The following is a 24,582-nucleotide window of genomic DNA, read 5'->3' on the forward strand; positions in this document are numbered from 1 at the left end:
GCAGCGCCATGGCCGCGTGCACGCAGGAGTAGTCGAACTCGATGCCCTGCCCGATCCGGTTCGGGCCGGAGCCGAGGATCAGCACCTTGGGCTTGTCGCGCTGCTCGGTGACCTCGGTCTCGGCGTCGGGGTCCAGCTCGTAGGCCGAGTAGTGGTAGGGCGTCTTGGCGGCGAACTCGGCGGCGCACGTGTCGACCGTCTTGAACACCGGCCGCACCTTCAGCCGGTGGCGCAGGGTGCGGACGCCGTCCTCGCCGGCCAGCTCCGGGCGCAGCGCGGCGACCTGCCGGTCGGACAGGCCCGCCCGCTTGGCCTTGCGCAGCAGCCGCTCGTCCAGCACGGGTGCGTCCTCGATCTCGCTCCGCAGGTCGACCAGCCAGGCCAGCTGCTCGAGGAACCACGGGTCGATCCGCGACGCCTCGTGCACCTGCTCGATGCTCGCGCCCAGGCGCAGCGCGCGGTCCACCGTGTACAGCCGGCCGTCGTGCCCGGCGCGCAGGGCGTCCAGGGTGGACTCCAGCGTCTCGTCCGGGTCGGGGGTGGTCCAGAAACCGGCGGCCTTCGTCTCCATGGACCGCAGCGCCTTGCCCATCGCCTCGATGAAGCTGCGGCCGATGGACATGGCCTCGCCGACCGACTTCATGGTGGTGGTGAGGGTGCTGTCGGCGCCGGGGAACTTCTCGAACGCGAACCGCGGCACCTTCACCACCACGTAGTCCAGGGTGGGTTCGAAGCTGGCGGGGGTTTCGCCGGTGATGTCGTTGCGGATCTCGTCCAGCGTGTAGCCGATGGCCAGCTTCGCGGCGATCTTGGCGATCGGGAAACCGGTCGCCTTCGACGCCAGGGCCGACGAGCGGGACACCCGCGGGTTCATCTCGATCACGACCATGCGGCCGTTCTCCGGGTTGATCGCGAACTGGATGTTGCAGCCGCCGGTGTCCACCCCGACCTCGCGGATGACCGCGATGCCGACGTCGCGCATGTGCTGGAACTCGCGGTCGGTGAGCGTCATCGCGGGCGCCACGGTCACCGAGTCGCCGGTGTGCACGCCCATCGGGTCGATGTTCTCGATGGAGCAGACGACGACCACGTTGTCGTTGCGGTCGCGCATCAGCTCCAGCTCGTACTCCTTCCAGCCGAGCACGCTCTCCTCGATCAGCACCTCGGTGACCGGCGACTCGGCCAGGCCGCTCGCGGCCAGCCGCTCCAGCTCCTCGGGGGTGTGCGCCATGCCCGAGCCGAGGCCGCCCATGGTGAACGACGGCCGGATGACGACCGGCAGGCCGAGCTCGGCCACGGTCGCGCGGACGTCCTCCATGCTCTTGCAGACCGCGCTGCGCGGCACGTCCGCGCCGATCCGGCGGACCAGGTCCTTGAAGATCTGCCGGTCCTCGCCGCGCTGGATGGCGTCGATGTCCGCGCCGATCAGCTCAACGTCGTACTTCTCCAGCACGCCGCGCTCGTGCAGCGCGATGGCGGTGTTCAGCGCGGTCTGCCCGCCCAGCGTGGCCAGGATCGCGTCCGGCCGCTCGGCCGCGATCACCTTCTCCACGAACTCCGGGGTGATCGGCTCGACGTAGGTGGCGTCGGCGAACTCCGGGTCGGTCATGATCGTCGCCGGGTTGGAGTTGACCAACGAGACCCGCAGGCCCTCCTCGCGCAGCACCCGGCACGCCTGGGTGCCGGAGTAGTCGAACTCGCAGGCCTGGCCGATGACGATCGGGCCGGAGCCGATGACCAGCACGTGCTTGAGATCAGTCCTCTTCGGCATCAGCGGCCCTCGCCCATCATGGTCACGAACTCGTCGAACAGGGGTGCGGCGTCGTGCGGACCGGCCGCCGCTTCCGGGTGGTACTGCACGCTGAACGCGGGCACGTCCAGGGCCCGCACGCCCTCGACCGTGCCGTCGTTGGGGCAGTAGTGGCTCAGCAGCACGCGGCCGAAGTCGGAGGAGAACTCCTCGCCCGGCTCGCCCTCCAGCGCGAACCCGTGGTTCTGGGAGGTGATGGCCACCTTGCCGGTGGAGTAGTCGATCACCGGGATGTTGATGCCGCGGTGGCCGTAGCGCATCTTGTAGGTGTCACGGCCCAGCGCGCGGCCCAGGATCTGGTTGCCGAAGCAGATGCCGAACAGCGGGATGCGCCGGTCCAGCACGCCGCGGGTCAGCTCGACCGCGTGCGCCTGGGTGGCCGGGTCGCCCGGCCCGTTGGACAGGAACACGCCGTCCGGCTTGACCGCGACCAGGTCGTCCACGGTCGAGGTCAGCGGCAGCACGTGCACCTCGATGCCGCGCGCGGCCATCATCCGCGGCGTGTTGGACTTGATGCCCAGGTCCAGCGCGGCCACGGTGAAGCGGCGCTCGCCGACGGCCTCGACCACGTACGGCTCGGGCGTGGTGACGTCGCCCGCCAGGTCCGCGCCCTTCATCTGCGGCGCGCTGCGGACCCGTTCGAGCATCTCCTCGGCGCTGCCCAGCTCGTCCCCCGAGAACACACCCGCTCGCATCGCACCCTGCTCACGCAGGTGCCGCGTCAACATCCGCGTGTCGATACCCGAGACACCGACGATCCCCTGCCGGACCAGCTCGTCGTCCAGGCTGCGCTTGGAGCGCCAGTTCGACGGCACGCGAGCCGGGTCGCGCACCACGTAACCCGCCACCCAGATGCGGCCCGACTCGTCGTCCTCGTCGTTCCAGCCGGTGTTGCCGATCTGCGGGGCGGTCTGCACCACGATCTGGCGGTGGTAGGACGGGTCGGTCAGGGTCTCCTGGTAGCCGGTCATGCCGGTGGAGAACACCGCCTCACCCAGGCTCGCACCCACCGCGCCGTAGGCCTCACCACGGAACACACGACCGTCTTCCAATACCAGTGCCGCGTTCGTCATGAGTCGCCTCCCAGCGCTTGCACCCACTGCTCGTACACGTCCTTGTCGTCGCCCCGGAACCCGGTGTCGAACACCCGGTCGCCGAGGTGCCAGCGCACGACCAGCAGGCCGTCCGCGGTCATCACCTTGCCCGCGAGGCCGCGGGCGGTCCGGGCGCCGTCGACCTGCGCCGTCGGAATCCACAGCGCGCTCGCACCCGTGCGTTCCACGAGCACGCCGTTCTCGGTGAGCTTGAGGGTCGCCTCGGCGCGGTGGCCGATGTCGCCGACCGCGACCCGGTCCTGCCAGTCGTCGCCGATCGTGGTGCCGACGTACACGCCGGTCGTCTCCAGCATCGTCGCGCCGGTCTCGGCGGGCGGCTGGGGGAACTCCGGCAGCACCTCGGCCTGCCTGCGGGCGCGGCGCTGCCAGCCGCGCCACATGCCGTACAGGCACAGCAGGAAGATCGCCAGCACGGCGAGGGACAGCAGTACCCGGGTCATGACCGGATCCTTCCGCCGACCGCCGTCACGCGCCCGCGCAGCAGCGTCGCCACCACCGTGCCGGGCAGCTCCATGCCCTCGAACGGCGTGTTGGCCGCGATGCTGGCGAACTCCGCGCCGCGCACGGTCCAGGTGGTGTCCGGGTCGACCAGGGTGAGGTTGGCGGGCTCGCCGACCTCGATCGGCCGACCCTGGTCGGGCAGGCCCGCGATCTCGGCGGGCCGTTCGCTCATCACCCGCGCCACGCCGCGCCAGTCCAGCAGGCCCGTGCGCACCATGGTCTCCACCACGATCGACAGCGCGGTCTGCAGGCCGAGCATGCCGGGCCGGGCGGCGGACCACTCGGTGTCCTTGTCCTGCACGGCGTGCGGCGCGTGGTCGGTGGCCACGCAGTCGATGACGCCCTCGGCCAGCGCCTCGCGCAGCTCGGCGGCGTCGCCGGCGGTGCGCAGCGGCGGGTTGACCTTGTTTACCGGGTCGTAGGTGGCCAGCCGCTCGTCGGTCAGCAGCAGGTGGTGCGGGGTGACCTCGGCGGAGACCTGCGTGCCGCGGGCCTTGGCCCACTTCAGCACGTCGGCGGTGCCGGTGGTGGAGACGTGGCAGACGTGCAGCCGGGCGCCCGCGTGCAGCGCCAGCAGGCAGTCCCGCGCCACGATCGACTCCTCGGCGGCGGCGGGCCAGCCCTGAAGGCCCAGCCGGGACGCCTGCTCGCCCTCGTGCGCCTGCGCGCCCACGGTCAGCCGGGGCTCCTCCGCGTGCTGCGCGACGACCACGTCCAACGCCTTGCTGTACTCCAGCGCGCGCCGCATGATCAGCGGGTCGTGCACGCAGTGGCCGTCGTCGGAGAACACCCGCACGCCCGCCTTGGCCATGGTGCCCAGCTCGGCGAGCTTCACGCCCTCCAAGCCCACGGTGACCGCGCCGACCGGGTGCACGTCGACCAGGCCGACCTCGCGGCCGCGGCGGGCGACGTGCTGGACGACCACCTCGTTGTCCGCGACCGGGTTGGTGTTGGCCATGGCGAACACCGCCGTGTAGCCGCCCAGCGCGGCGGCGGCCGAGCCGGTGGCGATGGTCTCGGTGTCCTCGCGGCCGGGTTCGCGCAGGTGGGTGTGCAGGTCGACGAAGCCGGGCAGCAGCACCGCGCCGTTGCCGTCGACCGTCTCCGCGTCCTCCTCGGTGACGTCACCGATCGCGGCGATCACGCCGTCGCGGATCAGCACGTCGACCGGTTCACCTTCGCCGTACGGCCTTACGCCCTTGAGGATCAAGGGTTTCACGCGTTTTCCTCCTCGTGGGCAAGCAGGTGGTAGAGGACGGCCATGCGCACGTGCACGCCGTTGCGCACCTGGTCGGTGATGGCGGCGCGGGGCGAGTCGGCGACCGCCGAGGCGATCTCCATGCCGCGCAGCATCGGACCGGGGTGCAGCACGACCGCGTGCTCGGGCAGCAGCTTCAGCCGCCGCTCGCTCAGGCCGTAGGAGATCGAGTACTCGCGGGCCGACGGGAAGAAGCCCCCGTGCATGCGCTCGGCCTGGACCCTGAGCAGCATCACCGCGTCGAGGCTGGGCAGCTCGGCGTCCAGCTCGTGCGAGATGGTGACCGGCCAGCTCTCCACGCCGGTCGGCAGCAGGGTGGGCGGCGCGACCAGCGTCACGTCCGCGCCCAACGCGGTGAGCAGGTGCACGTTGGAACGGGCGACCCGGCTGTGCAGCACGTCGCCGACGATCGCGATCCGGCGGTCGCGCAGGTCACCGAGGCGTTCCCGCAGGGTGGCCGCGTCGAGCAGGGCCTGGGTGGGGTGCTCGTGCATGCCGTCGCCCGCGTTGACGACCGACGTGCCCGCGGCGCGCAGCCAGCCGGCCAGCCGGTGCGCCGCGCCGGACGCGGGGTGCCGCACGATGACGCAGTCCGCACCGGCGGCGGCCAGGGTCAGCGCGGTGTCGCGCAGCGACTCGCCCTTGCCCACGCTGGAGCCGGACGAGGAGACGTTCACCACGTCCGCGCTCATCCACTTGCCCGCGATCTCGAAGCTGACCCGGGTGCGGGTGGATGCCTCGTAGAACATCGTGATGACCGTGCGGCCGCGCAACGTCGGCAGTTTGCGCACTTCACGACCTTCCAGGGCCTGCTTGAGGCTCGCCGCGGTGTCCAGGATGGCGGTCGCCTGCGCCGGGTCGATGCCCTCGGTGCTGAGCAGGTGCTTCACCTCAGCACCACCCCGTCGCGCTGGTCGAACTCGTCCAGCAGCACGTGGACCTCCTCGGTGCGGGCCGTGGGCACGTTCTTGCCCACGTAGTCCGCACGGATCGGCAGCTCGCGGTGGCCCCGGTCGACCAGGACGGCCAGCTGCACGGCGCGGGGCCGGCCGTGGTCGCGCAGGGCGTCGAGCGCGGCGCGGATCGTGCGGCCGGAGAACAGCACGTCGTCCACCAGGACCACGAGCTTGTCGTCGACGCCGCCCTCGGGCAGCTTCGTCGCCTCCAGCGGGCGGGTGGGGCCCCGGCGCAGGTCGTCCCGGTAGAGGGTCACGTCCAGCGTGCCGGTCGGCACCTCGACACCCGAGAACTCGGCGATCTTGACGGCCAGGCGGCGGGCCAGCGGCGCACCCCGGGTCGGAATCCCCATCAGGACTACTGCGGGTGCGCTCGGTGCATCAAGAGCGGTCTTCTCGATGATCTGATGGGCCATTCGGGCGACGGTGCGCGCGACGTCGCCGGCCGACAGGAGCTCGCGCTCCCCGGCCGGGTCCGTCGCGCCACGTTGACGTGGCGCCACGGTTGGACCTCCTTCCCCGCCTCGCTGGACGGGTCCTTAAAGGACGTCGGACACCCGGCTGCGACCGGGCTGACCAGCACGGTATCAGGCGAGCGCGGTCAATCTTCCGGGTGGTGTGCGTGGTCTCGCCCACCTGTCCCAGCGAGATCAGCTTGACCTGGTGACCACGGAGAGCAATCATTACTCTGCGTATTGATCTAAGCCTCCCCGCGGCAGTCCCCTACCGGCTGACGGGGCGAATGAACGGAGAACCGCCACATGGGCGACTACGCCAAGGCGCTGGGGGCAAAGCTCCGCGCGATCCGCCAGCAGCAGGGCTTGTCTTTGCACGGCGTCGAGCAGAAGTCCGGCGGTCGATGGAAGGCCGTGGTCGTCGGCTCGTACGAGCGCGGCGACCGCGCCGTGACCGTGCAGAAGCTCGCCGAGCTGGCCGACTTCTACGGCGTCCCGGTGGCCGAGCTGCTGCCGGAGGGTCGGGTGCCGTCCGGGGCGGAACCCGCCACGAAGATCGTCATCAACCTGGAACGGCTGCAACAGCTGCCGGCGGAGAAGGTCGGGCCGCTCGCGCGGTACGCGGCGACCATCCAGAGCCAGCGCGGTGACTACAACGGCAAGGTCCTGTCCATCCGGACCGAGGACCTGCGCTCGTTGGCGATCATCTACGACATGACGCCCGGCGAGCTGACCGAGCAGCTGATCGACTGGGGCGTGCTGCCTCCCGAGGCCCGTCCGGCCAAGGAGGACTGAAGTTCTGAAGGGTCCAGAGGGGTTCTGAAGGGTTCTGAAGGTCCAGAGACCAGGGCCGCCCGGTTCGGACGGGTGGCTCTGGTCCCTGGAGCGGCTCGGTGGTTGAGTCCGGCTCGATTTGACATGGGCCCCTTACGGGCACTCCAGGCAGGAGCCCGGTGGCGTCGGCAGGCCACTGTCGCCAGCCCTGCCAGCGAAGCCAGCCCAGCCCAGCGGCCTCCAGCAGCCCAGTGGCGTCGGCAGCTTCTGTCGCCAGCGCCGCCAACGGCATCGAGCAGCCAGCGGCGTCAGCCCAGCCCACTGGTGTCAGCCCGGCCCGAGGGCGTCGGGCTGACACGTGGCGTCGGACAGGCCGCTAGCGTCAGCCCCGCCCGGTGGTCAGCCCAGCGCAGTGGCGGCGGACAGTCCCAGTGGCGCCAGTTCGGGCCGGTGGACCGTCTGTGGAGGCCGTGGGACCTCGCGGGGCGGCCGTCGTGGCGGCGTCAGGCGTCGCGAGCCGCGTCGGGTTGTGGCCGCGTGGATTGGTGGCCGCGGCGGGCTGGCGGGCCGCGTTGGGGCGTGGCGCGTGGTGGGCTGTGTCGCCAGGAGTGTGGCTGTGGCCCAGGGTGGGGCAGTGGGCGTGGCCCGGTGGGTGGCCTGGGGTGGTGGTTGGTGGTTAGAGGACGGCGCGGAGTTGGTCGGCGATGACGGCGATTCGGCCGAGTACGCCGTTGACGAAGCGGGGGGAGTCGTCAGTGGAGAGGCCCTTGGCCAGTTCGACGGCTTCGTCGATGGCGACCGCGTCCGGGACGTCCGAGGCCCACAGCAGCTCGTAGAGGCCGATCCGCAGGACTGCGCGGTCGACGGCGGGCATGCGTTGGAGCGTCCAGCCCTCCGCGTGCTCGGAGATCAGGTCGTCGATCCGGGCGCGGTGGGCGGTGACGCCTTCTACCAGGACGATCGTGTAGTCGTTCACCGGCGGCACGTCGGTCGAGCCGACCCGGTCCGCGAGAAGCGTCACCGGGTCGGCGCCCCGCAGGTCGGCCTCGTAGAGGACGTCGACCGCGCGTTTGCGGGCCTTGCTCCGTGCGCCCATCTCAGCCGTTCACTCGGCCGAGGTAGCGGCCGTCGCGGGTGTCGACCTTGATCTTCTCGCCCGTGGTGACGAACAGCGGGACCTGGATCTCCGCGCCGGTCTCCAGCGTGGCGGGCTTGGTGCCGCCGGTGGAGCGGTCGCCCTGCAGGCCCGGGTCGGTGTGCTGGATCACGAGCTCGACCGAGGTCGGGAGCTCGATGTAGAGCGCGACGCCCTCGTGCATGGCGACGATCGCTTCCTGGTTCTCCAGCATGTAGTTCGCCGCGTCGCCGACCGTCTCGGCCGGGATGCTGATCTGGTCGTAGGTGTCGCCGTCCATGAAGACGAAGTCGGCACCGTCCTTGTACAAGTAGGTCATGCCGCGCTTGTCGACGGTGGCCGTCTCGACCTTGGTGCCCGCGTTGAAGGTCTTGTCCACGACCTTGCCGGACAGGACGTGCTTCAACGTGGTGCGCACGAAGGCGCCACCCTTGCCCGGCTTCACGTGCTGGAACGCGGTGACGGTCCACAGCTGGCCGTCGAGGTTCAGCACCAGGCCGTTCTTCAGGTCGTTGGTGGTGGCCACGGTGGTGGGCTCTCCTGTTGCGTGATGGGAGGACGACGCCGGCGGGGCCGACGATCCGACTTCAGATGACCACGAGCTCCTTCGTGGTCAGGGTGAGGAGCTCCGGGGCGCCTTCGCGCACCACGAGCGTGTCCTCGATGCGGACACCACCCTTCCCGGCCAGGTACACACCGGGCTCGACGGTGACCGCCATACCGGGCAGAAGTGTACCGTCACCCGCCTTCGACAGTGCCGGAGCCTCGTGGATCTGCAGGCCGACGCCGTGACCGAGGCCGTGCACGAACTCGTCGCCGTACCCGGCCTCCTCGATCACGCCACGCGCCGCCGCGTCCACGTCCGCGTACGGCGTGCCGACCGCCAGCGCGGCCCGCCCCGCCGCTTGCGAGGCCGCGACCAGCTGGTACAGCTCACGCTGCCAGTCCGCGGCCTTGCCGACGACCAGAGTGCGGGTCATGTCGGAGTGGTAGCCGTCGACGAGGGCGCCGAAGTCGAGCTTCACGAAGTCGCCGTCGCGCACCAGGACGTCGGTCGGCCGGTGGTGCGGCACGGCGGAGTTCGCGCCCGTCGCCACGATCGACTCGAAAGACGGTCCGGCCGCGCCGTGGTCGAGCATGCGGCTCTCCAGCTCGCGGGCGACCTCCTTCTCGCTGCGGCCCGGCCGCAGGCCGCCGTGCTCGATGAGGCCGGCCAGCGCCCGGTCGGCCGCCGCGCACGCCATCCGCAGCGCCTCGACCTCGGCGTCGTCCTTGACCAGCCGCAGCCGCTCGACCAGGTCGGCGGCGCGCACCAGCTCCGCGCCGTCCGCCGCGTCCGCCAGCGCGTCCAGGCCGTCCACGGTCACGTGTCTGCTCTCGAAGCCGACCCGGCCCACGCCCGCTTTCACCGCGCGCTTCACCAGCGCCACGTCGCACGGCCGGTCGATGACCCGTTCCAGGTCGGGGACCTGCGCGGCGGCCTGGGTGAGGTAGCGGCCATCGGTGCAGAACACCGCGGTGTCGTCGGAGTCGGCGTGCACGAGCAGCGCCGCGTTCGACCCGGTGAACCCGGTCAGGTAGCGGACGTTGAGCAGGTTGGTCACCAGCAGCGCGTCCAGCTCCTGGTCCTGGAGCGTGGCGCGCAGGGCGGCGCGGCGAGTGGAGTGGGGCATATCAAGGAGACTAAGGGCCGGCGGGACGTCTCACGCGTATCACTCGTTTGGGTGAAGTGTGCTGAATCGTGCGCCCGGTCGTTTCACGGACGGTGCGGGACTAGGACGGGTGTTCAGCCCCGCCTAGGGTGGGACGCATGCGCGCGTGGTTGGTCCGGGGGTTCTGGCTGGGGTTGTTCCACGGCGGGGTGCAGACCGGCACCACGGCGGTGAGCGTGCACAGCCCCGAGGCGGCCTCGTCCACCCGGTACATCGCGATCGGGCTGGTCGTCGTCATCGGCGTGCTGTGGGGTGCGCTGGACGCGTGGCGTGGGCTCGAAGGGCGCGGCCTGGTGTGGTTCGCCGCCGGGCTGGTGGCCGGGCCGCTGGCCGGGATCGCGGGCGTGGTCGGCCGGTCGCTGGTGGACCAGACGGGGTTGGAGGCGCTCGGGCCGGCGCTGACCGGCGGAGCCGCGTTCACCGCGTTGCTGGTCATGGCGACGGCGGCGGTCGGGATGGGCATCGGCAACCTCCTGCCCCAGCCGCAAGGGACGCGTTAGCGGCCCGGTTCGCCCGCCACGAGTTCGACTTCGAAGCCGTCCGTGTTCTCCAGGTAGGCGGCGTAGTGGTCCGGTCCGCCCGCGTGGGGGTACTTCTCCGCGAACAACGGCGACCAGCCGTGCTCTGGAGCGGTGGCGGCCAGCCGGTCGACTTCCGGCCGGTCGGCGACGTGGAACGCCAGGTGGTTCAGGCCCGTGCCGAGCCGGTGGTGCGCGTCCAGCGCGGGCGAGTGCTCGACCACCAGGTAGGTCGGGCCGAGCCGCCAGCTCACCCCCGCCGGCCAGCGCTGGTGCTCGACCCAGCCCAGCTCGCCGAGCAGCCAGCCGAAGCTGCGCTCGGCGCGGGCCAGGTCGGGCACCCACAGCTCGACGTGGTGCAGGTGGCCCGCCGTCACAGCAGGACGCTGCCGCCCGACTTCGGCTCGGCGGCGACCGCGGAGTACGCCGCCGCGATGAGCGCCGGGTCCGGGCCCTCCAGCCGGCCGGGCTTGGCCAGGCCGTCGAGCACCACGAACCGCAGCACGCCCGAGCGGGTCTTCTTGTCCGAGCGCATTCCCTCCAGGAGCTGGCCGAGCGCGTCCGGGTCGTAGCCGGTCGGCAGGCCGAGCGCGGACAGGATCGAGCGGTGGCGGTCGGCGGTCGCGTCGTCCAGCCTGCCCGCGAGGCGGGCCAGTTCGGCGGCGAACACCAGGCCGACGCTGACCGCCGCGCCGTGGCGCCAGCGGTAGCGCTCGCGGCGCTCGATGGCGTGCGCCAGGGTGTGGCCGTAGTTCAGGATCTCCCGCAGGTCCGATTCGCGCAGGTCGGTCGACACCACGTCGGCCTTGACCTGGATCTTGCGCCGGACCAGCTCCTCGATCACGTCGCCGGTCGGGTCGAGCGCGGCCTCCGGGTCGGCCTCGATCAGGTCGAGGATCACCGGGTCGGCGATGAAGCCGCCCTTGACCACCTCGGCCATGCCCGCGACGAGTTCGTTGCGGGGCAGCGTCTCCAGCGTGGCCAGGTCGACCAGGACGGCGTTCGGCTCGTAGAACGTGCCGACCAGGTTCTTGCCCGCGTCGGTGTTGATGCCGGTCTTGCCGCCGACCGCGGCGTCCACCATGGCCAGCAGCGTGGTGGGCACGTGGACCAGCTTCACGCCGCGCATCCAGGTGGAGGCGACGAACCCGGCCAGGTCGGTCACCGCGCCGCCGCCGAGGCCGATCACGGCGTCCGTGCGGCCGAGGCCGATGCGCCCGAACACGTCCCAGCAGTACCCGGCGACCCGCAGGTCCTTGCCGTCCTCGGCGTCCGGGACCTCGACGCGGTGCGCCTCGATCCCGGCGGCCTCCAGCTCGCCGCGGACCGCTTCGGCGGTCTCGGCCAGCGTGGGCGTGTGGACGATCGCCGCCTTGGCCGTGCCCTTCAGGGTCTCGACCAGGTCGCCGAGCAGGCCGCGGCCCACCACCACGTCGTACGGTCGTTCCGCGGCCACGCGGATCCGCACCGGCTCGCCCATCACCACTCCCCTCGTCGGGTCACCATTCGACCACGTCCGCTCCGAGCGCCGCGCCGCCCCACACCCCGGCCAGCACCTCGGCCTGGTCGGAGATCGCGCGCCGCGCCGTGCCCCTGACCTTCGACCAGCCGGTGACCTGGAACGTCACCGTGCGGCCGTGGAACTCGTGGCGCCAGGCGCCCGCGACCCGGCCGTGCAGGACCAGCGCGCCGGGGCTGCCGACCGGCCGCCACACCTGCTTGGCCACGTCCGGGTCGGCGACCAGGTGGCGTGGGCCGAGCAGGTAGGGGTCGCGGGGGAACAGCAGCAGGCCGGCGGGCGGGTCGGCGGCGATCAGGTCGAGGTCGTCGAGGGCGAGCAGCCGCTTGCCGTCGACCCGGACCGGGCGCAGGTCGGGCCACGGGTCCGGCGGTCCGGTGCCGAGCCACTTCTCCGCGTCGGCCTTGGCGAACGGGCCGACGAGGCGCGCGTAGTCGCGCAGCAGGGTCGGCTCGCCGGGTTCTTCGACGTCGGGTTTCGCGGTGGGGCGACGGAAGACCAGCTTCGGGCCCAGGTGTTCCAGCTCGATGCCGGCGAGGAGGGTGGCGAGGCGGAACACGTTCTCGATGACGTGGTTCGCCTCGCACCCCGGGCAGTAGGGGGTCACCACGGCCGGCAGGTGCGGGCTGATCGCGGCGGACAGCTCGCCCTTGGTGGCCGTGTCGCCGGGGAACTCGCGGTGCAGGAGGTCGACGACCAGGTCGACGTGCTCCGGTTCGGGCGTCGGGTGCGCGCCGCACCACGCGGCCAGCTGCCGCGGCGTGCGTGGTCGGAGCTGGCGGCGCAGCGCGGGCAGGTCCTCGCGGCGGTGCAGGTGCGGCGCGCCGCGCAGGCTGAGCACGCGCACCAGGTCCTCCGTCCCCTCACGGCGGCCTCGGACGCCCAACGCCGCCGCGCCCGTCTTCGGCGGGCTGTCCACCACGCCCAGCGGCAGCACCGCGTCGGGGTCGTCGCCGTGCAGACCTTGCACCGCGGCGCGGTGCGCGAGGACGCGGGCCCCGGTGAGGTCCACCCCGATCAGGTCCCCTGCGCCGTTCCCGTCGTGCCGAGCACGGCGTCGACCACCTGGTCCGGCGTGAGGTCGTCGGTGACCACTTCGATCGTGGCGACTTCCCGGTACAGCGGCAGGCGCGCGTCCAGCAGGGACTTGAACGTCGCGCGCGGGTTCACGCCCGCCAGCAGCGGCCGCGCGCTGGACATGCCGGTCCGCCGCACGCCTTCGGCCATGCCGACGTTGAGGAAGACCACGGTGTGGCCGGCGAGGCGCTCGCGGGTGGTCGCGGACATCACCGCGCCGCCGCCGAGCGCCAGCACGCCGTCGTGGGTCTTCAGGCCCTCGGCGACGGCTTCCTCCTCCATCGCGCGGAACGCGGGCTCGCCGTCGTCGGTGAAGATGTCGGAGATCGGCTTGCCCGCTGCCGCCACGATGTCGTCGTCGGTGTCGCGGAAGGGGACGCCGAGGCGTTCGGCGAGCAGTACGCCGACCGTCGTCTTGCCCGCCCCGGGCGGCCCGAGGACGACGAACTTCGGCGTCACAGGCCCTCCCAGCGGGCTTCCAGCGCCTCCAGGTAGGAGGCGACGTTGCGCTTGGTCTCGGCGATCGAGTCGCCGCCGAACTTCTCCAGCGCCGTCTCGGCCAGCACGAGCGCCACCACGGACTCCAGCACCACGCCCGCGCGCGGCACCGCGCACACGTCCGAGCGCTGGTGGATGGCCACCGCGGGCTCACCGGTCCGGACGTCCACAGTGGACAGAGCACGGGGGACGGTCGAGATCGGCTTCATGGCGACGCGGACGCGCAGCGGCTCGCCGTTGGTGATGCCGCCCTCCAGGCCGCCCGCCCGGTTGGAGCGCCGCGTGACGCCCTTCGGTCCGGCGCCCCGGTCGATCTCGTCGTGCGCCTGGCTGCCCCACCGCTCGGCGGTGGTGAAGCCGTCGCCGATCTCCACGCCCTTCATCGCCTGCACGCCCATCAGCGCGCCGGCCAGCCGTGCGTCGAGCCGCCGGTCCCAGTGCACGTGCGAGCCGATGCCCGGCGGCAGGCCGTAGGCGATGACCTCGATCACGCCGCCGACCGTGTCACCGGCCTCCTTGACCGCCTCGACCTCGGCGACCATCGCCTCCGTGCCGCGCGCGTCGAACGCGCGGACCGGGCTCGCGTCCACGGCGGCCAGGTCGTCCGGACCGGGCACGGGCGCGTCGGCGGGCGTCTTGGCCTTGCCGATCGAGACGACGTGGCTGATCACGTCCACGTCGAAGACCTGCTTGAGGAAGTGGCGGGCGACCGTGCCGAGCGCGGTGCGGGCCGCGGTCTCCCGGGCGCTGGCGCGTTCCAGCACGGGGCGTGCCTCGTCGAAGCCGAACTTCTGCATGCCGGGCAGGTCGGCGTGGCCGGGCCGCGGCCTGGTCAGCGCCTCGTTGCGGCCGGTCGGCTTGAGCTCGGACGGGTCGACGGGGTCGGCGGACATCACCTTCTCCCACTTGGGCCACTCGGTGTTCCCGATCCGGACCGCGATCGGGCCACCCTGGGTGAGCCCGTGCCGGACACCGCCGAGGATCTCGACCTCGTCGGCTTCGAAGCCCATCCGCGGGCTGCGGCCGAAGCCGAGCCGGCGGCGCTCCAGTTGAGCGGTCAGGTCGGCAGTGGTGACCTCGACCCCGGCGACCATGCCTTCCAGCACGGCGACGAGGGCAGGTCCGTGGGACTCCCCAGCGGTGATCCAGCGCAGCACGCGCGAATCATAGTGCCGTGACGCACCGCCACCGGCGTCGGTTGCCCGGGTGGTGGGTTCAAGACTTCGGGCCGGTCGTCAAGCGCGGCTTCGGACGGGAAGGTGACATCGGTCAGTCGGCAGGAGGCCTCCCGGAGTCGTCGTGGCAGGTGGGCGTCCGTGTTGTATGGTGAACCACCAGTTCATCTTCGCTGCGGAGCGTGAAGGGCGGCACCGGCATGACCGGACAGGGACCGCGGCGCGCGGACGCCACCCGCAACCGGGCCGCGATCCTCGACGCCGCCCGGACGCTCATCGCCGCGCACGGCACGGACGTCGGCATGGACCGGATCGCAGCCACGGCGGGTGTCGCCGTCGGCACCCTCTACCGCCACTTCCCCACCAAGCACGACCTGGTCGCCGCCATCGTGGCCGACCTGGGCGTGATGATCGGCGAGACGCTCGGCTCCGCGCTGGCCAGTATCGGCGAGGGCCGGACCACCGCCCGGGACGAGATCGTCGCGCTGCTGCACCGGGTCGTGGTGACGATGGGGCGGGAACGCCTGCTCCGCGACGCCGTCGCGGACGTCGGCCGCGAGTCGCTGCGCCCCGTCCTGGACCACGCGGTGGACTCGCTGGCCGAGCTGGTCGCCGCCGCGCACCGGGAGCACGGGCTGCACCCGGACGTCACGGTGGACGACATCACCCTGCTGCTGGCCGCCTCACCCGGCGCGGACGTGCCCGAACCGGCACGACTGCGCTGGGTCGAACTGGCCCGCCGCGCCCTCGTCCCCGACGACGGGACCGGCCGGCACTGAGCCCGGCCGGGCTGCCGGTCACCCGCCGGACACGGTCAGCGCCCACGTGCCCGCCAGCAGCCCCGGTCCGTGCGGGACGGTGTGGTCCGGCCACCACAGGCTCAGCACGAGCGTGACCAGGCTCGCCAGCACCGCCGCCACGGGTAGCGCGAACCACGACGCGGACGCCAGCACCGCGCCCAGCGGTCCGGCCAGCTTCACGTCTCCCCCGCCCATCGCAGCCGGCGCGAGCAGGCGCACCAGCAGGTGGAACCCGCCGAACAGCAGGCAACCGGCCAACGCACGCCACAGGTCGGCGCCGCACCACCACAGCGCCACGCCGATCACCGGGTACGCGGGCAACGTCAACGCGTCCGGCAGGCGGCGGTGGCGCAGGTCGGTCGCGGTCAGCAGCACGCCCAGCCACGCCAACAACAACGGCACGGGCAGCCACGGCGGCGAGGCCAAGGCCCAGGCCACGAACCACAACACCGCCGTCGGCACGGCGCACCACAACCAGCACACGTCCGCCCCGCGAGGCAGGCGGCGCAACAACCCGGCGCCCACGGCACCGGCCAGGAATCCCGAGATGACCATGGAACCAGCGTCGACCCGGGATCACCGGTGGCGCAACGAGAAGTGCGGGTGAATGGTCCATTCACCCGCACTCACCCCGTCAGCGGCGCACGTCCGCGGAACAGCCCGGAAAACCGACCGCGGATTCAGCGCTGCCAGGAGAACAGCGCGTCACCCGCCGCCACCGGACCACCGGCCTGGTCCAGCACCACCTCCGGCGCCGCGTCCAACGCGATCACCGGGCAGATCGGCGCGAACCCCGCCGCCTCCACCTCGGCCGGGTCCCACGTCACCACGGGCTGCCCCGCGCGCACCGCCTCACCCTTGACCACGTGCAACGTGAAGCCCTCGCCCTTGCGCTTCACCGTGTCGATCCCGAGGTGCACCAACACCGCCGCGCCCTCCGAAGTGGCCACGACGAACGCGTGCGGGTGCAGCGTCACCACGGTCCCGTCCACCGGGGACACCACGTCCGCCCGGCCGCGGTCCGGCTCGACCGCCACCCCCGGACCCACCATGGCCTGCGCGAACACCGGGTCCGGCACCTCGGTCAGCGGCACCACGCGACCGCTGACCGGGCTGGCCACGCGCAGCGTCACAGGAGGTCCTCGATCTCGCTGGCGATCGTGTCGGCCTCCGGCCCCACGACCACCTGGACGACGTTGCCCGAACGCATCACGCCGTGCGCGCCCAGGCCCTTCAAAGCCTTCTCGTCCACCAGGGAACCGTCTTCCAGCTCACAGCGCAGGCGCGTGATGCACGGCTCGATCTCCACGATGTTGTCCGCACCGCCGAGCGCGGCGAGGATCCGCTCCGCCTTGTCGTCCGCCACTTGAAGTCCTCTCTCGACACCTGGCCTGAGGGTGCCACCGCTCGGGCACGGTCCCGTAACGGCGGTTGACACCCGGTTGACGCGCGGAGCATCCTCCCCGCACCAACTGGTCTAGACCGGAAAGTACCAATCCCGGTGTGGACGCGCGAGCACCGGGGAGGTGTCATGAGCCGCAACGAGATCGTCGACGGGCCGAAGCCCAAGCACGCCCAGCTCCGGGACATCCTGCGGCGCATGGCCGAGCAGGAGCTGCCACCGGGCTCGCCGATCCCGTCCGAACGCGACCTCGCCCAGCAGTACGGTGTGTCCCGCATCACAGTACGCGCCGCGGTCGGCCAGCTCGTCGCCGAGGGCCTGCTGAGCAGGGCGAAGGGTCGGGGCACGTTCACCGCCCGGCGACGCATGGACGTCCAGCTCTACCTGGAGTCGTTCACCGACGACATGCGCCGGCGCGGGCTGACCCCCGCGACCGAGCTGGTGGCGTGCGCCGAGGAGGTGCCGCCGCCCGAGGCGACCACCGCGCTCGGCCTGCTGCCGCACGAACCGGCGTGCCGACTGGTCCGCGTGCGACTCGCGGACGGCGTGCCACTGGCCGTCGAACGGGGCTGGTACAGCCCGCGGGTCGTGCCCGACCTCGACCGGCACGACCTCACCACCTCGCTCTACACCCTCATCGCCGACACCTACGGGGTCCAGCTCGACCACGCCGCGCAGACGGTGTGGGCCGAGGGCGCCGACCCCGAGACCGCGAAGCTGCTGGGCATCAGGCCCGGCGGCGCGCTGCTCGTCTTCCGCCGGGTCTCCAGCTCACGAGGCAGGCCCGTCGAGGACATGACGTCCTGGTACCGGGGCGATCTCTACCAGGTGACCATGCAATTGGACCGGACCGACCCGGAATCCGGCCCGCACCACTCCGCCAAGGGAGGTACCCCATGAGCGCCAGCGCCCCACAGGCGACCGGCGGTCGTGAGATCAAGGGCCTGGCCGGGCTCCAGCGCTTCGGCCGCAGCCTCATGCTGCCGATCGCCGCGCTGCCCGTAGCCGCGCTCCTGCTGCGACTCGGCCAGGACGACATCCTCGGCAAGGACTGGCTGGGATGGAACGCGGTGGCCGGCGTCATCGGCGGCGCGGGCAACGCCCTGTTCGCCAACCTGCCGCTGCTGTTCGCCGTCGGTGTGGCCATCGGCTTCGCCCGGCGCGGTGACGGTTCCACCGCGCTGGCCGCCGTGGTCGGCTTCGTGGTGACCGAGGCGGTGTTCAAGGCCATGTCGCCGCTCGTGCTGCCGCTCCCGGAGGACGCCGCGGCGGACGCCAAGCAGGAGCTGATCAACTACTCGGTGCTGACCGGCATCGTGGTCGGTCTGATCACCGCGGTGCTGTGGCAGAAGTACCACCGCATCAAGCTGCCCGCCTACCTGGCGTTCTTCGGCGGCCGGCGGTTCGTGCCGATCATGGTCGCGGGCGTGATGATCCCGGTCGCGGTGGTCATGGGCCTGATCTACCCGTGGTTCGACCAGGGTCTGACCGCGGTCGGCGAGGCGATCTCCAACAGCACGATCATCGGCGCGGGCATCTACGGCACGATCAACCGCCTGCTGCTCCCGCTGGGCCTGCACCACATCCCGAACACGTTCATGTGGCAGGTCTTCGGCGAGTACGAGGGCAAGACCGGCGACATCCAGCGGTTCTTCGCGGGCGACCCGTCCGCGGGCACGTTCATGACCGGCTTCTTCCCGATCTTCATGTTCGCGCTGCCGGCGGCGGCGCTGGCCATCGTGCACACCGCGCGGCCGGCGCAGAAGAAGGTCATCGCGGGCATCATGGGCTCGGCGGCGCTGACCTCGTTCATCACGGGTGTGACCGAACCGCTCGAGTTCGCGTTCATGTTCGTGGCGTGGCCGCTGTACGTGATCCACGCGGTGCTCACCGGCACGTCGCTGGCCATCAGCAACGCGTTGGACATCCACAGCGGGTTCGGGTTCTCCGCGGGCGCCATCGACTACGCCCTCAACTTCAACATCTCCACCAAGCCCCTGCTGATCCTCGTGCTGGGCGTGATCTACGCGGCCATCTACTACTTCCTGTTCCGCTTCGTCATCACGAAGTGGAACCTGAGGACGCCGGGTCGCAGCGAGGACGAGGATCCGGAAGCCGACCCGAGCGTGGTCGAGGGCACCGACCGCGGCGACCGGGCGGGCAAGGGCGACAAGGTCGACACGGAAGGCCGGTCGGACGCGAGCGCGTCCTGACGGCGAGTCGAAGGAACGAGAGGACGGGTCATGCCTGAGCGACGGGTCACCGTGGCGAGCAAGGTCGGACTGCACGCGCGCCCTGCCGCACTGCTGGCGAAGGCCGCGGCCGGGCAGCCGGTGAAGGTCACCATCCGCAAGGACGACGGCCAACCGGTCGAGGCGGCGAGCGTGCTGAACCTGATGACGCTCGGCGCTATGCACGGTGACGAGGTCGTCCTGGCCGCGGAAGGCGACGGCGCGGACGCCGCGCTGGAGGCGATCGCGGAGATCATCGCCACCGACCTCGACGAGGGCTGATCCCCTCAGCACGACGTCCGGGCCCTGCTCGCACCCTCGCGCGAGCAGGGCCCGGACGCGTTCCGAGCGTTGAATTCAGGGGTCCTGAACGTAGGACACGCGCGGGCTGGAGGTTGGACTCTCGAGGGTTAGATCGGGAGTGGCAGGAGGTTGTCGGTGGCGGCGCGGAGGGCGGTGCGCATCGCCTCGCGGGGGGCCGGGAGGCCGGTGAACTGCTCCGACTGGCCGAACGCCTGGTGCAGCAGCATGTCCAGGCCGGTGGCCAGGGTGCGGCCCCGCTTCTCCACGGCGTGGGCCAGCGGGGTCGGCCACGGGTGGTAGATCACGTCCAGCACGCACGGCGCCTCGGCCAGCGCACCGGCGATCGGCTCGGTCGCGTCCGGCGGCACGGTGCTGACCAGGACGTCCGACGACGACGCCAGACCGGCGAAGTCCGCGGCGTCCCAGGTGACGACGTCCAACGCCAGGCCGAGGCGGGACGCGCACGACTCCGCCTCCGCCGCACGGCTCACCGAACGCACCACCAACGACACCGAGCGCACACCCACGGAAGCCAACGCCACCAGCGCCGCCGTGGCCGTGCCGCCCGCACCCAGCAGCACCGCGCGCGAACCGGACGTGAAGCCGCACGACGCCCGCAGCGCACCCAGGACGCCGTCCACGTCGGTGTTGTCCGCGCGCCACCCGCCGTCGACCGGAACGAGCGTGTTCGCGGCACCCACCCGCACGGCCCGGGACGTCGCGGAGGTGGCCACCACCAGCGCCGCGCGCTTGTTCGGCATCGTCACCGACAAGCCCGCCCACGCCGGGTCCAGCCCGGCCACCAGGGACGGCACCTCGTCGGCCACGCACTCGACCCGCGTGTACTCCCAGTCCGTCAAGCCCAGTGCCGCGAACGCGGCGTTGTGCAGCACCGGTGACAACGAGTGGGCCACCGGCGAGCCGATGACCGCCGCACGGCGGGCCACGGTCAGAAGACGCCTTCCGCGCGTGCCTTGGCCGCCGCGATCTCGTGCTCGTCGTGGGTGTTCGTGAAGCACGACGTGCCGTCCTTCTGGCACTTCACGAAGTAGAGCCACGGCCCGTCCTCGGGCGTGATCGCAGCGGTGATCGCCTCACGGCCGGGCGAGCCGATCGGCGTCGGCGGCAACCCCAGCACCTTGTAGGTGTTGAACGGCCCGGACCGGTCGCGGTCCTCGTCGCTGGTGGTGATGTGCGGCCGGTCCAGCTTGTAGTTGACCGTGGAGTCCAGCTCCAGCCTCTGCGGCAGCGCGAGCCGGCTGTAGATGACCCGGGAGATCTTGCCGAAGTCCTTGGTCACGCCTTCCTTCTCGATCAGGGAAGCGATGACCAGCACCTCGTACGGGCGGAAACCCGTCTTGCCCGCCCCGTTGGGGATGCCGTAGCCCTGCAGCCTCGTCAGGGACGTGGAGAGCACGCCCTTGAGCAGCTCGGTGGCGTTCGCGCCCGGCTTGACGTGGTACAGGCCCGGCGCGATGAGCCCTTCGAGCCGGTTCTCCTTCGGCGCGGCGGCGACGTCGGGCAGCGCCCACTCGGGGATGCCGAGCGCGGCCGGGTCGGCGTTGTCCGCCGCGTCGCGCAGCTGCTCCGGCGCGACGCACTGCTTGACGCCGTCGAGTTCCACGCACGAGGCCTCGGACAGCCTGGAGATGATGCCCTTGGTGATGCTGCCGTCCAGCGCGGTGAGGTCGTGCAGCACGTTGCCGCCCTTGACCTCCAGCGGCACGATCTTGGACGCCTCGTCCACCATCCGCGCCACCGCGGCCTCGCCGGACATCTTGGTCTTCATCAGGTAGAACCCGGGCTGGATCGCGGTCACCCGCGAGTCGTCCGCACCCGCCTCGGTGAACGCGCGGGCGCTGGCCACCACGCCCTGCTCCTTGAGCGTGGTCGCGATGGTGGTGACCAGGTCGCCGTCCTTGACCTCGACCACCACGTCGGCCTCGCCCGCACCGGCGAAGTCGTCGTAGGAGCCGATGCCGCTCAACGTGCGGTACCCGTAGTACGCGCCGACGCCGCCGCCGGTCAGCACCAGCGCCACGACGACCCACAGGATCGTCCGCTTGCGCCTGCGCTTGGCACGCCGGGCCGCGGCGTCGCTCTTGCCACGCGCCACCCGCTCGTCGTGGCGCGTGTCGGGATCGGTGAACAACCCGAGGTCGTCGTTCACGAGCCGTCCTTAGCTCCGGGGGCCCGCTCCGCGGCGGAGCGAGCCACTTGTCGCGCCCGTGCGTCCAGCCAGGACTGCAGGATCTCGACCGCGGCAGCCTGGTCGACCACGGCGCGTTGCTTCTTGCCGCGCACCCCGCGCTCGGCGAGCACCCGGCTCGCCGTGACGGTGGTCAGCCGCTCGTCGGTGAGCCGCACCGGAACCGGTGCGACGCGCTCGGCCAGTGCCGCAGCGTACGCCGTGGCGGTCTCCGCCGCCGGCCCGTGCTTGCCGGCCAGCGTCCGGGGCAGGCCGACCACGACTTCCACCACGTCGTGCTCGGTGACCAGGCCGGCCAGGTCGCGCAGGTCCCGACCGGTCTTCACGTCACGCGCCAGGGTAACCAGTGGCGTCGCCAGGAACGCACCGGGATCGCTCAACGCCACCCCGACGCGGACCGCGCCGACGTCGACGCCGAGCCTGCGGCCGAGGCCCGGGTCGTCGACGCCGGGGCGGTCAGCGCTGCTCAAGGGCGCGGTCCACCTCGGTGCGCAGGGCGGTGACGGCGTCACCGATACCGCCGGGGTTCGTGCCGCCACCCTGGGCGAGGTCCGGCTTGCCGCCGCCGCGACCGCCCACGGCCGGGGCGAAGGCCGGCACCAGCTTGCCGGCGGCCAGGCCCAGGTCACGGGCGGCGGACGTGGTGGCGACCACGAAGCTGACCTTGTCGCCGTCCGGGGCGAACAGGCCGACCACGCCGGGCTTGTCGCCGAGCCGGTTGCGCACCTCGCCGGCGATGGTCCGCACGTCGGCGCCCGACGTGCCCTCGGGCAGCTGGAGGGCCACCAGGGCCACCCCGCGCACGTCCAGGGCCTGCTCGGCCAGCGAACCGGCGTTGGCCACGAGCTGGGCGGCCTTGACCTTCTCCAGCTCCTTCTCGGCCACCCGCAACCGCTCCACCAGGGCCTCGACCCGGGCGGGCACCTCGGCGTCGGGCACCTTGAGCAGGGCGGCGACGTTCTGCACCAGAGCCCGCTCCTGGGCCAGGTACTTGAAGGCCTCGATGCCGACGTAGGCCTCCAGGCGGCGCACGCCGGAGCCAACGGACGACTCGCCGATCACCGTGATCGGGCCGATCTGGGACGAGTGCTCGACGTGCGTGCCACCGCACAGCTCGCGCGACCACGGCCCGCCGATCTCGACCACGCGCACGGTCTCGTCGTAGGTCTCGCCGAACAGGGCCACGGCACCCATCTCCTGGGCGCCACCCATGTCGGTGTAGACGACCTTCACCGGCAGGTCCTTGCGCACGGCCAGGTTCGAGACCTCTTCGATCTCGCTGCGGGCCTCCTCGGAAAGACCACCCGTCCAGGCGAAGTCCAGCCGCAGGTAGCCCGGCTTGTTGTACGAGCCGCTCTGCAGGGCGGACGGGCCGAGCACCTGGCGCAGGGCGGCGTGCACGACGTGCGTGCCCGAGTGGCCCTGGCGGGCGCCGACGCGCCACTCCGGGTCGACGCGGGCCTCGACGTGCTCGCCCTCGGCGATCTCGCCGCTGAGCACGCGCACCTGGTGCACCCACAGCTTGCGGGCCACCTTCTGCACGTCCACGACTTCCAGCTCGGCGTTGGCCGTGACGATGGTGCCGGCGTCGCTCTCCTGGCCACCGGACTCGGCGTACAGCGGCGTGCGGTCGAGCACGACCTCGACGATGTCGCCCTCTCGGGCCGACTTCACCCGCTTGCCGCCGCTGACGATGCCGCGCAGGGTGGCCTCGCTGGCCAGCTCGGTGTAGCCGGTGAACTCGGTACCGCCCAGCTCCAGCAGCTCCCGGTACACGGTCTGGTCGCCGTGGCCGGTCTTCTTGCCGGCGGCGTCGGCCTTGGCGCGGGCCCGCTGCTCGGCCATCAGCTTGCGGAAGCCGTCCTCGTCCACGGTGAGACCGGCTTCGGCGGCCATCTCCAGGGTGAGGTCCAGCGGGAAGCCGTAGGTGTCGTGCAGCTGGAAGGCCTTGTCACCGGGCAGCGTGGCGCGGCCATCGGACTTGACCTCGGCGGCGGCGGTCTCGAAGATCCGCGACCCGGCGTCCAGCGTCCGCAGGAACGTGTCCTCCTCGGCCTTGAGCACCTGCTCGATCCGGGCGAAGCCGGACACCAGCTCGGGGTAGGACGGGCCCATGGCGTCGCGCACGACCTCGGCGAACCGGGTCAGCACCGGCTCGGTCACGCCCAGCAGGCGGGCCGAGCGGACGATGCGGCGCAGCAGGCGGCGCAGCACGTAGCCGCGGGCCTCGTTGCCGGGCGTGACGCCGTCACCGACCAGCAGCACGCCGGAACGGGCGTGGTCGGCGATGACGCGGAACCGCACGTCGTCGGTCTCGTTGGCGCCGTACTCGCGGCCGGACAGCTGCTCGGCCTTGGTGATGACGGTGCGGACGAGGTCGGTCTCGTAGACGTTGTCGACGTCCTGCAGCAGCATGGCGACGCGCTCGACGCCCATGCCGGTGTCGATGTTCTTGTCCGGCAGCTCGCCCAGGATCGGGTAGTCCCTCTTGGCACCGCCCTCGCCGCGGACGTTCTGCATGAAGACCAGGTTCCAGATCTCCAGGTACCGGTCCTCGTCGACGACCGGGCCGCCCTCCTCGCCGAAGGCCGGGCCGCGGTCGTAGTAGATCTCCGAGCACGGGCCGCACGGACCGGGCACGCCCATCGACCAGTAGTTGTCCTCGATGTCGCGGCGCTGGATGCGCTCCGGCGGCAGCCCGGCGACCTTCTGCCACAGGTCGGCGGCCTCGTCGTCGTCCAGGTAGACGGTCACCCAGATGCGCTCCGGGTCCAGGCCGTAGCCGCCGTCGGACTGCGGCTTGGTGACCAGTTCCCAGGCCAGCCGGATGGCGTCTTCCTTGAAGTAGTCGCCGAACGAGAAGTTGCCGGCCATCTGGAAGAACGTGTTGTGCCGGGTGGTCTTGCCTACCTCGTCGATGTCCGGCGTGCGCACGCACTTCTGGATGCTGGTCATCCGCGGGGCGGGCGGTGGGGCCTCGCCGAGGAAGTACGGCTTGAACGGCACCATGCCGGCGTTGACGAACAGCAGGTTCGGGTCGTCGAGCAGGAGCGAGGCGCTGGGCACGTACTTGTGGCCGGCGTTCTCGAAGTGCTCGCGGAAGCGCTTGATGATCTCGTGGGTCTGCACGGGTC

General features: G+C 71.7%; 27 protein-coding genes. 6 read left to right on the top strand and 21 right to left on the bottom strand.

Features of this window, described 5'->3' with window-relative positions:
• From carB to pyrR, 6 genes are all read right to left on the bottom strand, one after another.
• The coding region (carB, locus tag B0I31_RS27330) for a carbamoyl-phosphate synthase large subunit (protein WP_146173966.1) at nucleotides 1–1,771 on the bottom strand (1,771 nt) is incomplete at its 3' end.
• The gene (carA, locus tag B0I31_RS27335; protein ID WP_106618272.1) at nucleotides 1,771–2,883 is read right to left on the bottom strand and encodes a glutamine-hydrolyzing carbamoyl-phosphate synthase small subunit; all 1,113 of its coding nucleotides are present in this window, start codon (nucleotides 2,881–2,883) and stop codon (nucleotides 1,771–1,773) included. The genes carB and carA, both read right to left, overlap by 1 nt.
• Nucleotides 2,880–3,365, bottom strand: a complete 486-nt coding sequence (locus tag B0I31_RS27340; protein ID WP_106618273.1) for a PH-like domain-containing protein — start codon at nucleotides 3,363–3,365, stop codon at nucleotides 2,880–2,882. Before B0I31_RS27340 ends, carA begins: the two co-directional genes overlap by 4 nt.
• Complete coding sequence (locus B0I31_RS27345; RefSeq protein WP_106618274.1) at nucleotides 3,362–4,645, bottom strand: dihydroorotase; 1,284 nt, start codon at nucleotides 4,643–4,645, stop codon at nucleotides 3,362–3,364. The genes B0I31_RS27340 and B0I31_RS27345 overlap by 4 nt, the downstream gene beginning before the upstream one ends.
• Nucleotides 4,642–5,574 carry an aspartate carbamoyltransferase catalytic subunit gene (locus B0I31_RS27350; protein ID WP_106618275.1) on the bottom strand — a complete coding sequence of 311 codons (933 nt, stop codon included), beginning with the start codon at nucleotides 5,572–5,574 and terminating at the stop codon, nucleotides 4,642–4,644. Before B0I31_RS27350 ends, B0I31_RS27345 begins: the two co-directional genes overlap by 4 nt.
• The gene (gene pyrR, locus B0I31_RS27355; protein ID WP_106618276.1) at nucleotides 5,571–6,143 is read right to left on the bottom strand and encodes a bifunctional pyr operon transcriptional regulator/uracil phosphoribosyltransferase PyrR; all 573 of its coding nucleotides are present in this window, start codon (nucleotides 6,141–6,143) and stop codon (nucleotides 5,571–5,573) included. The genes B0I31_RS27350 and pyrR overlap by 4 nt, the downstream gene beginning before the upstream one ends.
• A 258-nt stretch (nucleotides 6,144–6,401) precedes the next feature.
• Here pyrR and bldD point away from each other — a divergent pair, with 258 nt between their 5' ends.
• On the top strand, nucleotides 6,402–6,890 hold the full coding sequence (gene bldD, locus B0I31_RS27360; protein ID WP_015103676.1) for a transcriptional regulator BldD: 489 nt from the start codon (nucleotides 6,402–6,404) through the stop codon (nucleotides 6,888–6,890).
• A gap of 655 nt (nucleotides 6,891–7,545) precedes the next feature.
• Here the strand turns inward: bldD and nusB are convergent.
• From nusB to B0I31_RS27375, 3 genes are all read right to left on the bottom strand, one after another.
• On the bottom strand, nucleotides 7,546–7,965 hold the full coding sequence (gene nusB / locus B0I31_RS27365) for a transcription antitermination factor NusB (protein WP_073893458.1): 420 nt from the start codon (nucleotides 7,963–7,965) through the stop codon (nucleotides 7,546–7,548).
• Nucleotide 7,966: 1 nt separating this feature from the next.
• Nucleotides 7,967–8,530: an elongation factor P gene (gene efp / locus B0I31_RS27370; RefSeq protein ID WP_106618277.1), complete on the bottom strand. Its 564-nt coding sequence runs from the start codon at nucleotides 8,528–8,530 to the stop codon at nucleotides 7,967–7,969.
• Between the two features lie 61 nt (nucleotides 8,531–8,591).
• Nucleotides 8,592–9,677, bottom strand: coding sequence for a M24 family metallopeptidase (locus tag B0I31_RS27375; protein WP_106618278.1), 1,086 nt, complete (start codon nucleotides 9,675–9,677; stop codon nucleotides 8,592–8,594).
• A 137-nt stretch (nucleotides 9,678–9,814) separates the two neighbouring features.
• Between B0I31_RS27375 and B0I31_RS27380 the strand changes: the two genes are divergently transcribed.
• The gene (locus tag B0I31_RS27380) at nucleotides 9,815–10,216 is read left to right on the top strand and encodes a hypothetical protein (protein ID WP_106618279.1); all 402 of its coding nucleotides are present in this window, start codon (nucleotides 9,815–9,817) and stop codon (nucleotides 10,214–10,216) included.
• Here the strand turns inward: B0I31_RS27380 and B0I31_RS27385 are convergent.
• The 5 genes from B0I31_RS27385 to aroC are packed head-to-tail and all read right to left on the bottom strand — an operon-like array spanning nucleotide 10,213 to nucleotide 14,485.
• The gene (locus B0I31_RS27385) at nucleotides 10,213–10,611 is read right to left on the bottom strand and encodes a VOC family protein (protein WP_106618280.1); all 399 of its coding nucleotides are present in this window, start codon (nucleotides 10,609–10,611) and stop codon (nucleotides 10,213–10,215) included. The genes B0I31_RS27380 and B0I31_RS27385 overlap by 4 nt on opposite strands.
• Complete coding sequence (gene aroB, locus B0I31_RS27390; protein WP_106618515.1) at nucleotides 10,608–11,714, bottom strand: 3-dehydroquinate synthase; 1,107 nt, start codon at nucleotides 11,712–11,714, stop codon at nucleotides 10,608–10,610. Before aroB ends, B0I31_RS27385 begins: the two co-directional genes overlap by 4 nt.
• A 19-nt stretch (nucleotides 11,715–11,733) precedes the next feature.
• Nucleotides 11,734–12,765, bottom strand: a complete 1,032-nt coding sequence (locus B0I31_RS27395) for a DNA glycosylase AlkZ-like family protein (RefSeq protein ID WP_181320433.1) — start codon at nucleotides 12,763–12,765, stop codon at nucleotides 11,734–11,736.
• A 5-nt stretch (nucleotides 12,766–12,770) separates the two neighbouring features.
• Nucleotides 12,771–13,289, bottom strand: coding sequence for a shikimate kinase (locus B0I31_RS27400; RefSeq protein ID WP_106618281.1), 519 nt, complete (start codon nucleotides 13,287–13,289; stop codon nucleotides 12,771–12,773).
• Nucleotides 13,286–14,485 (bottom strand): chorismate synthase, encoded by a 1,200-nt coding sequence (gene aroC, locus B0I31_RS27405; protein ID WP_106618282.1) that lies wholly within the window; start codon nucleotides 14,483–14,485, stop codon nucleotides 13,286–13,288. Before aroC ends, B0I31_RS27400 begins: the two co-directional genes overlap by 4 nt.
• Before the next feature lie 200 nt (nucleotides 14,486–14,685).
• On the opposite strand from aroC, the gene B0I31_RS41270 reads away from it, so the two are divergent.
• Entirely contained in the window at nucleotides 14,686–15,282 is a 597-nt protein-coding gene (locus B0I31_RS41270) for a TetR/AcrR family transcriptional regulator (protein ID WP_219910826.1), read from the top strand.
• An 18-nt stretch (nucleotides 15,283–15,300) separates the two neighbouring features.
• Here the strand turns inward: B0I31_RS41270 and B0I31_RS27415 are convergent, their stop codons facing one another.
• The 3 genes from B0I31_RS27415 to B0I31_RS27425 all read right to left on the bottom strand — a co-directional run bounded on the left by B0I31_RS27415 (nucleotide 15,301) and on the right by B0I31_RS27425 (nucleotide 16,669).
• Nucleotides 15,301–15,858: a prepilin peptidase gene (locus B0I31_RS27415; RefSeq protein ID WP_106618283.1), complete on the bottom strand. Its 558-nt coding sequence runs from the start codon at nucleotides 15,856–15,858 to the stop codon at nucleotides 15,301–15,303.
• A gap of 125 nt (nucleotides 15,859–15,983) precedes the next feature.
• Nucleotides 15,984–16,436, bottom strand: a complete 453-nt coding sequence (locus B0I31_RS27420; protein ID WP_073893442.1) for a PTS sugar transporter subunit IIA — start codon at nucleotides 16,434–16,436, stop codon at nucleotides 15,984–15,986.
• On the bottom strand, nucleotides 16,433–16,669 hold the full coding sequence (locus B0I31_RS27425; protein ID WP_073893440.1) for a PTS sugar transporter subunit IIB: 237 nt from the start codon (nucleotides 16,667–16,669) through the stop codon (nucleotides 16,433–16,435). The genes B0I31_RS27420 and B0I31_RS27425 overlap by 4 nt, the downstream gene beginning before the upstream one ends.
• 165 nt (nucleotides 16,670–16,834) lie before the next feature.
• On the opposite strand from B0I31_RS27425, the gene B0I31_RS27430 reads away from it, so the two are divergent.
• The 3 genes from B0I31_RS27430 to B0I31_RS27440 are packed head-to-tail and all read left to right on the top strand — an operon-like array spanning nucleotide 16,835 to nucleotide 19,218.
• Complete coding sequence (locus B0I31_RS27430; protein ID WP_106618284.1) at nucleotides 16,835–17,605, top strand: GntR family transcriptional regulator; 771 nt, start codon at nucleotides 16,835–16,837, stop codon at nucleotides 17,603–17,605.
• Nucleotides 17,602–18,918: a PTS transporter subunit EIIC gene (locus B0I31_RS27435; protein ID WP_106618285.1), complete on the top strand. Its 1,317-nt coding sequence runs from the start codon at nucleotides 17,602–17,604 to the stop codon at nucleotides 18,916–18,918. Before B0I31_RS27430 ends, B0I31_RS27435 begins: the two co-directional genes overlap by 4 nt.
• Before the next feature lie 30 nt (nucleotides 18,919–18,948).
• Complete coding sequence (locus tag B0I31_RS27440) at nucleotides 18,949–19,218, top strand: HPr family phosphocarrier protein (protein ID WP_106618286.1); 270 nt, start codon at nucleotides 18,949–18,951, stop codon at nucleotides 19,216–19,218.
• A gap of 128 nt (nucleotides 19,219–19,346) precedes the next feature.
• On the opposite strand, the gene B0I31_RS27445 is transcribed toward B0I31_RS27440, so the two are convergent.
• Genes B0I31_RS27445 through alaS form a run of 4 tightly spaced genes read right to left on the bottom strand, consistent with a single transcriptional unit; the run spans nucleotide 19,347 to nucleotide 24,577 of the window.
• Nucleotides 19,347–20,186: a shikimate dehydrogenase gene (locus B0I31_RS27445; RefSeq protein WP_245950475.1), complete on the bottom strand. Its 840-nt coding sequence runs from the start codon at nucleotides 20,184–20,186 to the stop codon at nucleotides 19,347–19,349.
• Nucleotides 20,187–20,188: 2 nt separating this feature from the next.
• Nucleotides 20,189–21,409: an endolytic transglycosylase MltG gene (mltG, locus tag B0I31_RS27450; RefSeq protein ID WP_106618288.1), complete on the bottom strand. Its 1,221-nt coding sequence runs from the start codon at nucleotides 21,407–21,409 to the stop codon at nucleotides 20,189–20,191.
• Entirely contained in the window at nucleotides 21,406–21,918 is a 513-nt protein-coding gene (gene ruvX, locus B0I31_RS27455; RefSeq protein WP_073893433.1) for a Holliday junction resolvase RuvX, read from the bottom strand. Before ruvX ends, mltG begins: the two co-directional genes overlap by 4 nt.
• The gene (gene alaS / locus B0I31_RS27460) at nucleotides 21,905–24,577 is read right to left on the bottom strand and encodes an alanine--tRNA ligase (protein ID WP_106618289.1); all 2,673 of its coding nucleotides are present in this window, start codon (nucleotides 24,575–24,577) and stop codon (nucleotides 21,905–21,907) included. Before alaS ends, ruvX begins: the two co-directional genes overlap by 14 nt.
• Nucleotides 24,578–24,582 lie beyond the last annotated feature (5 nt).

Origin of the sequence: Saccharothrix carnea (genome assembly GCF_003014735.1) — a bacterium.
GTDB classification, from domain to species: Bacteria; Actinomycetota; Actinomycetes; order Mycobacteriales; family Pseudonocardiaceae; genus Actinosynnema; species Actinosynnema carneum.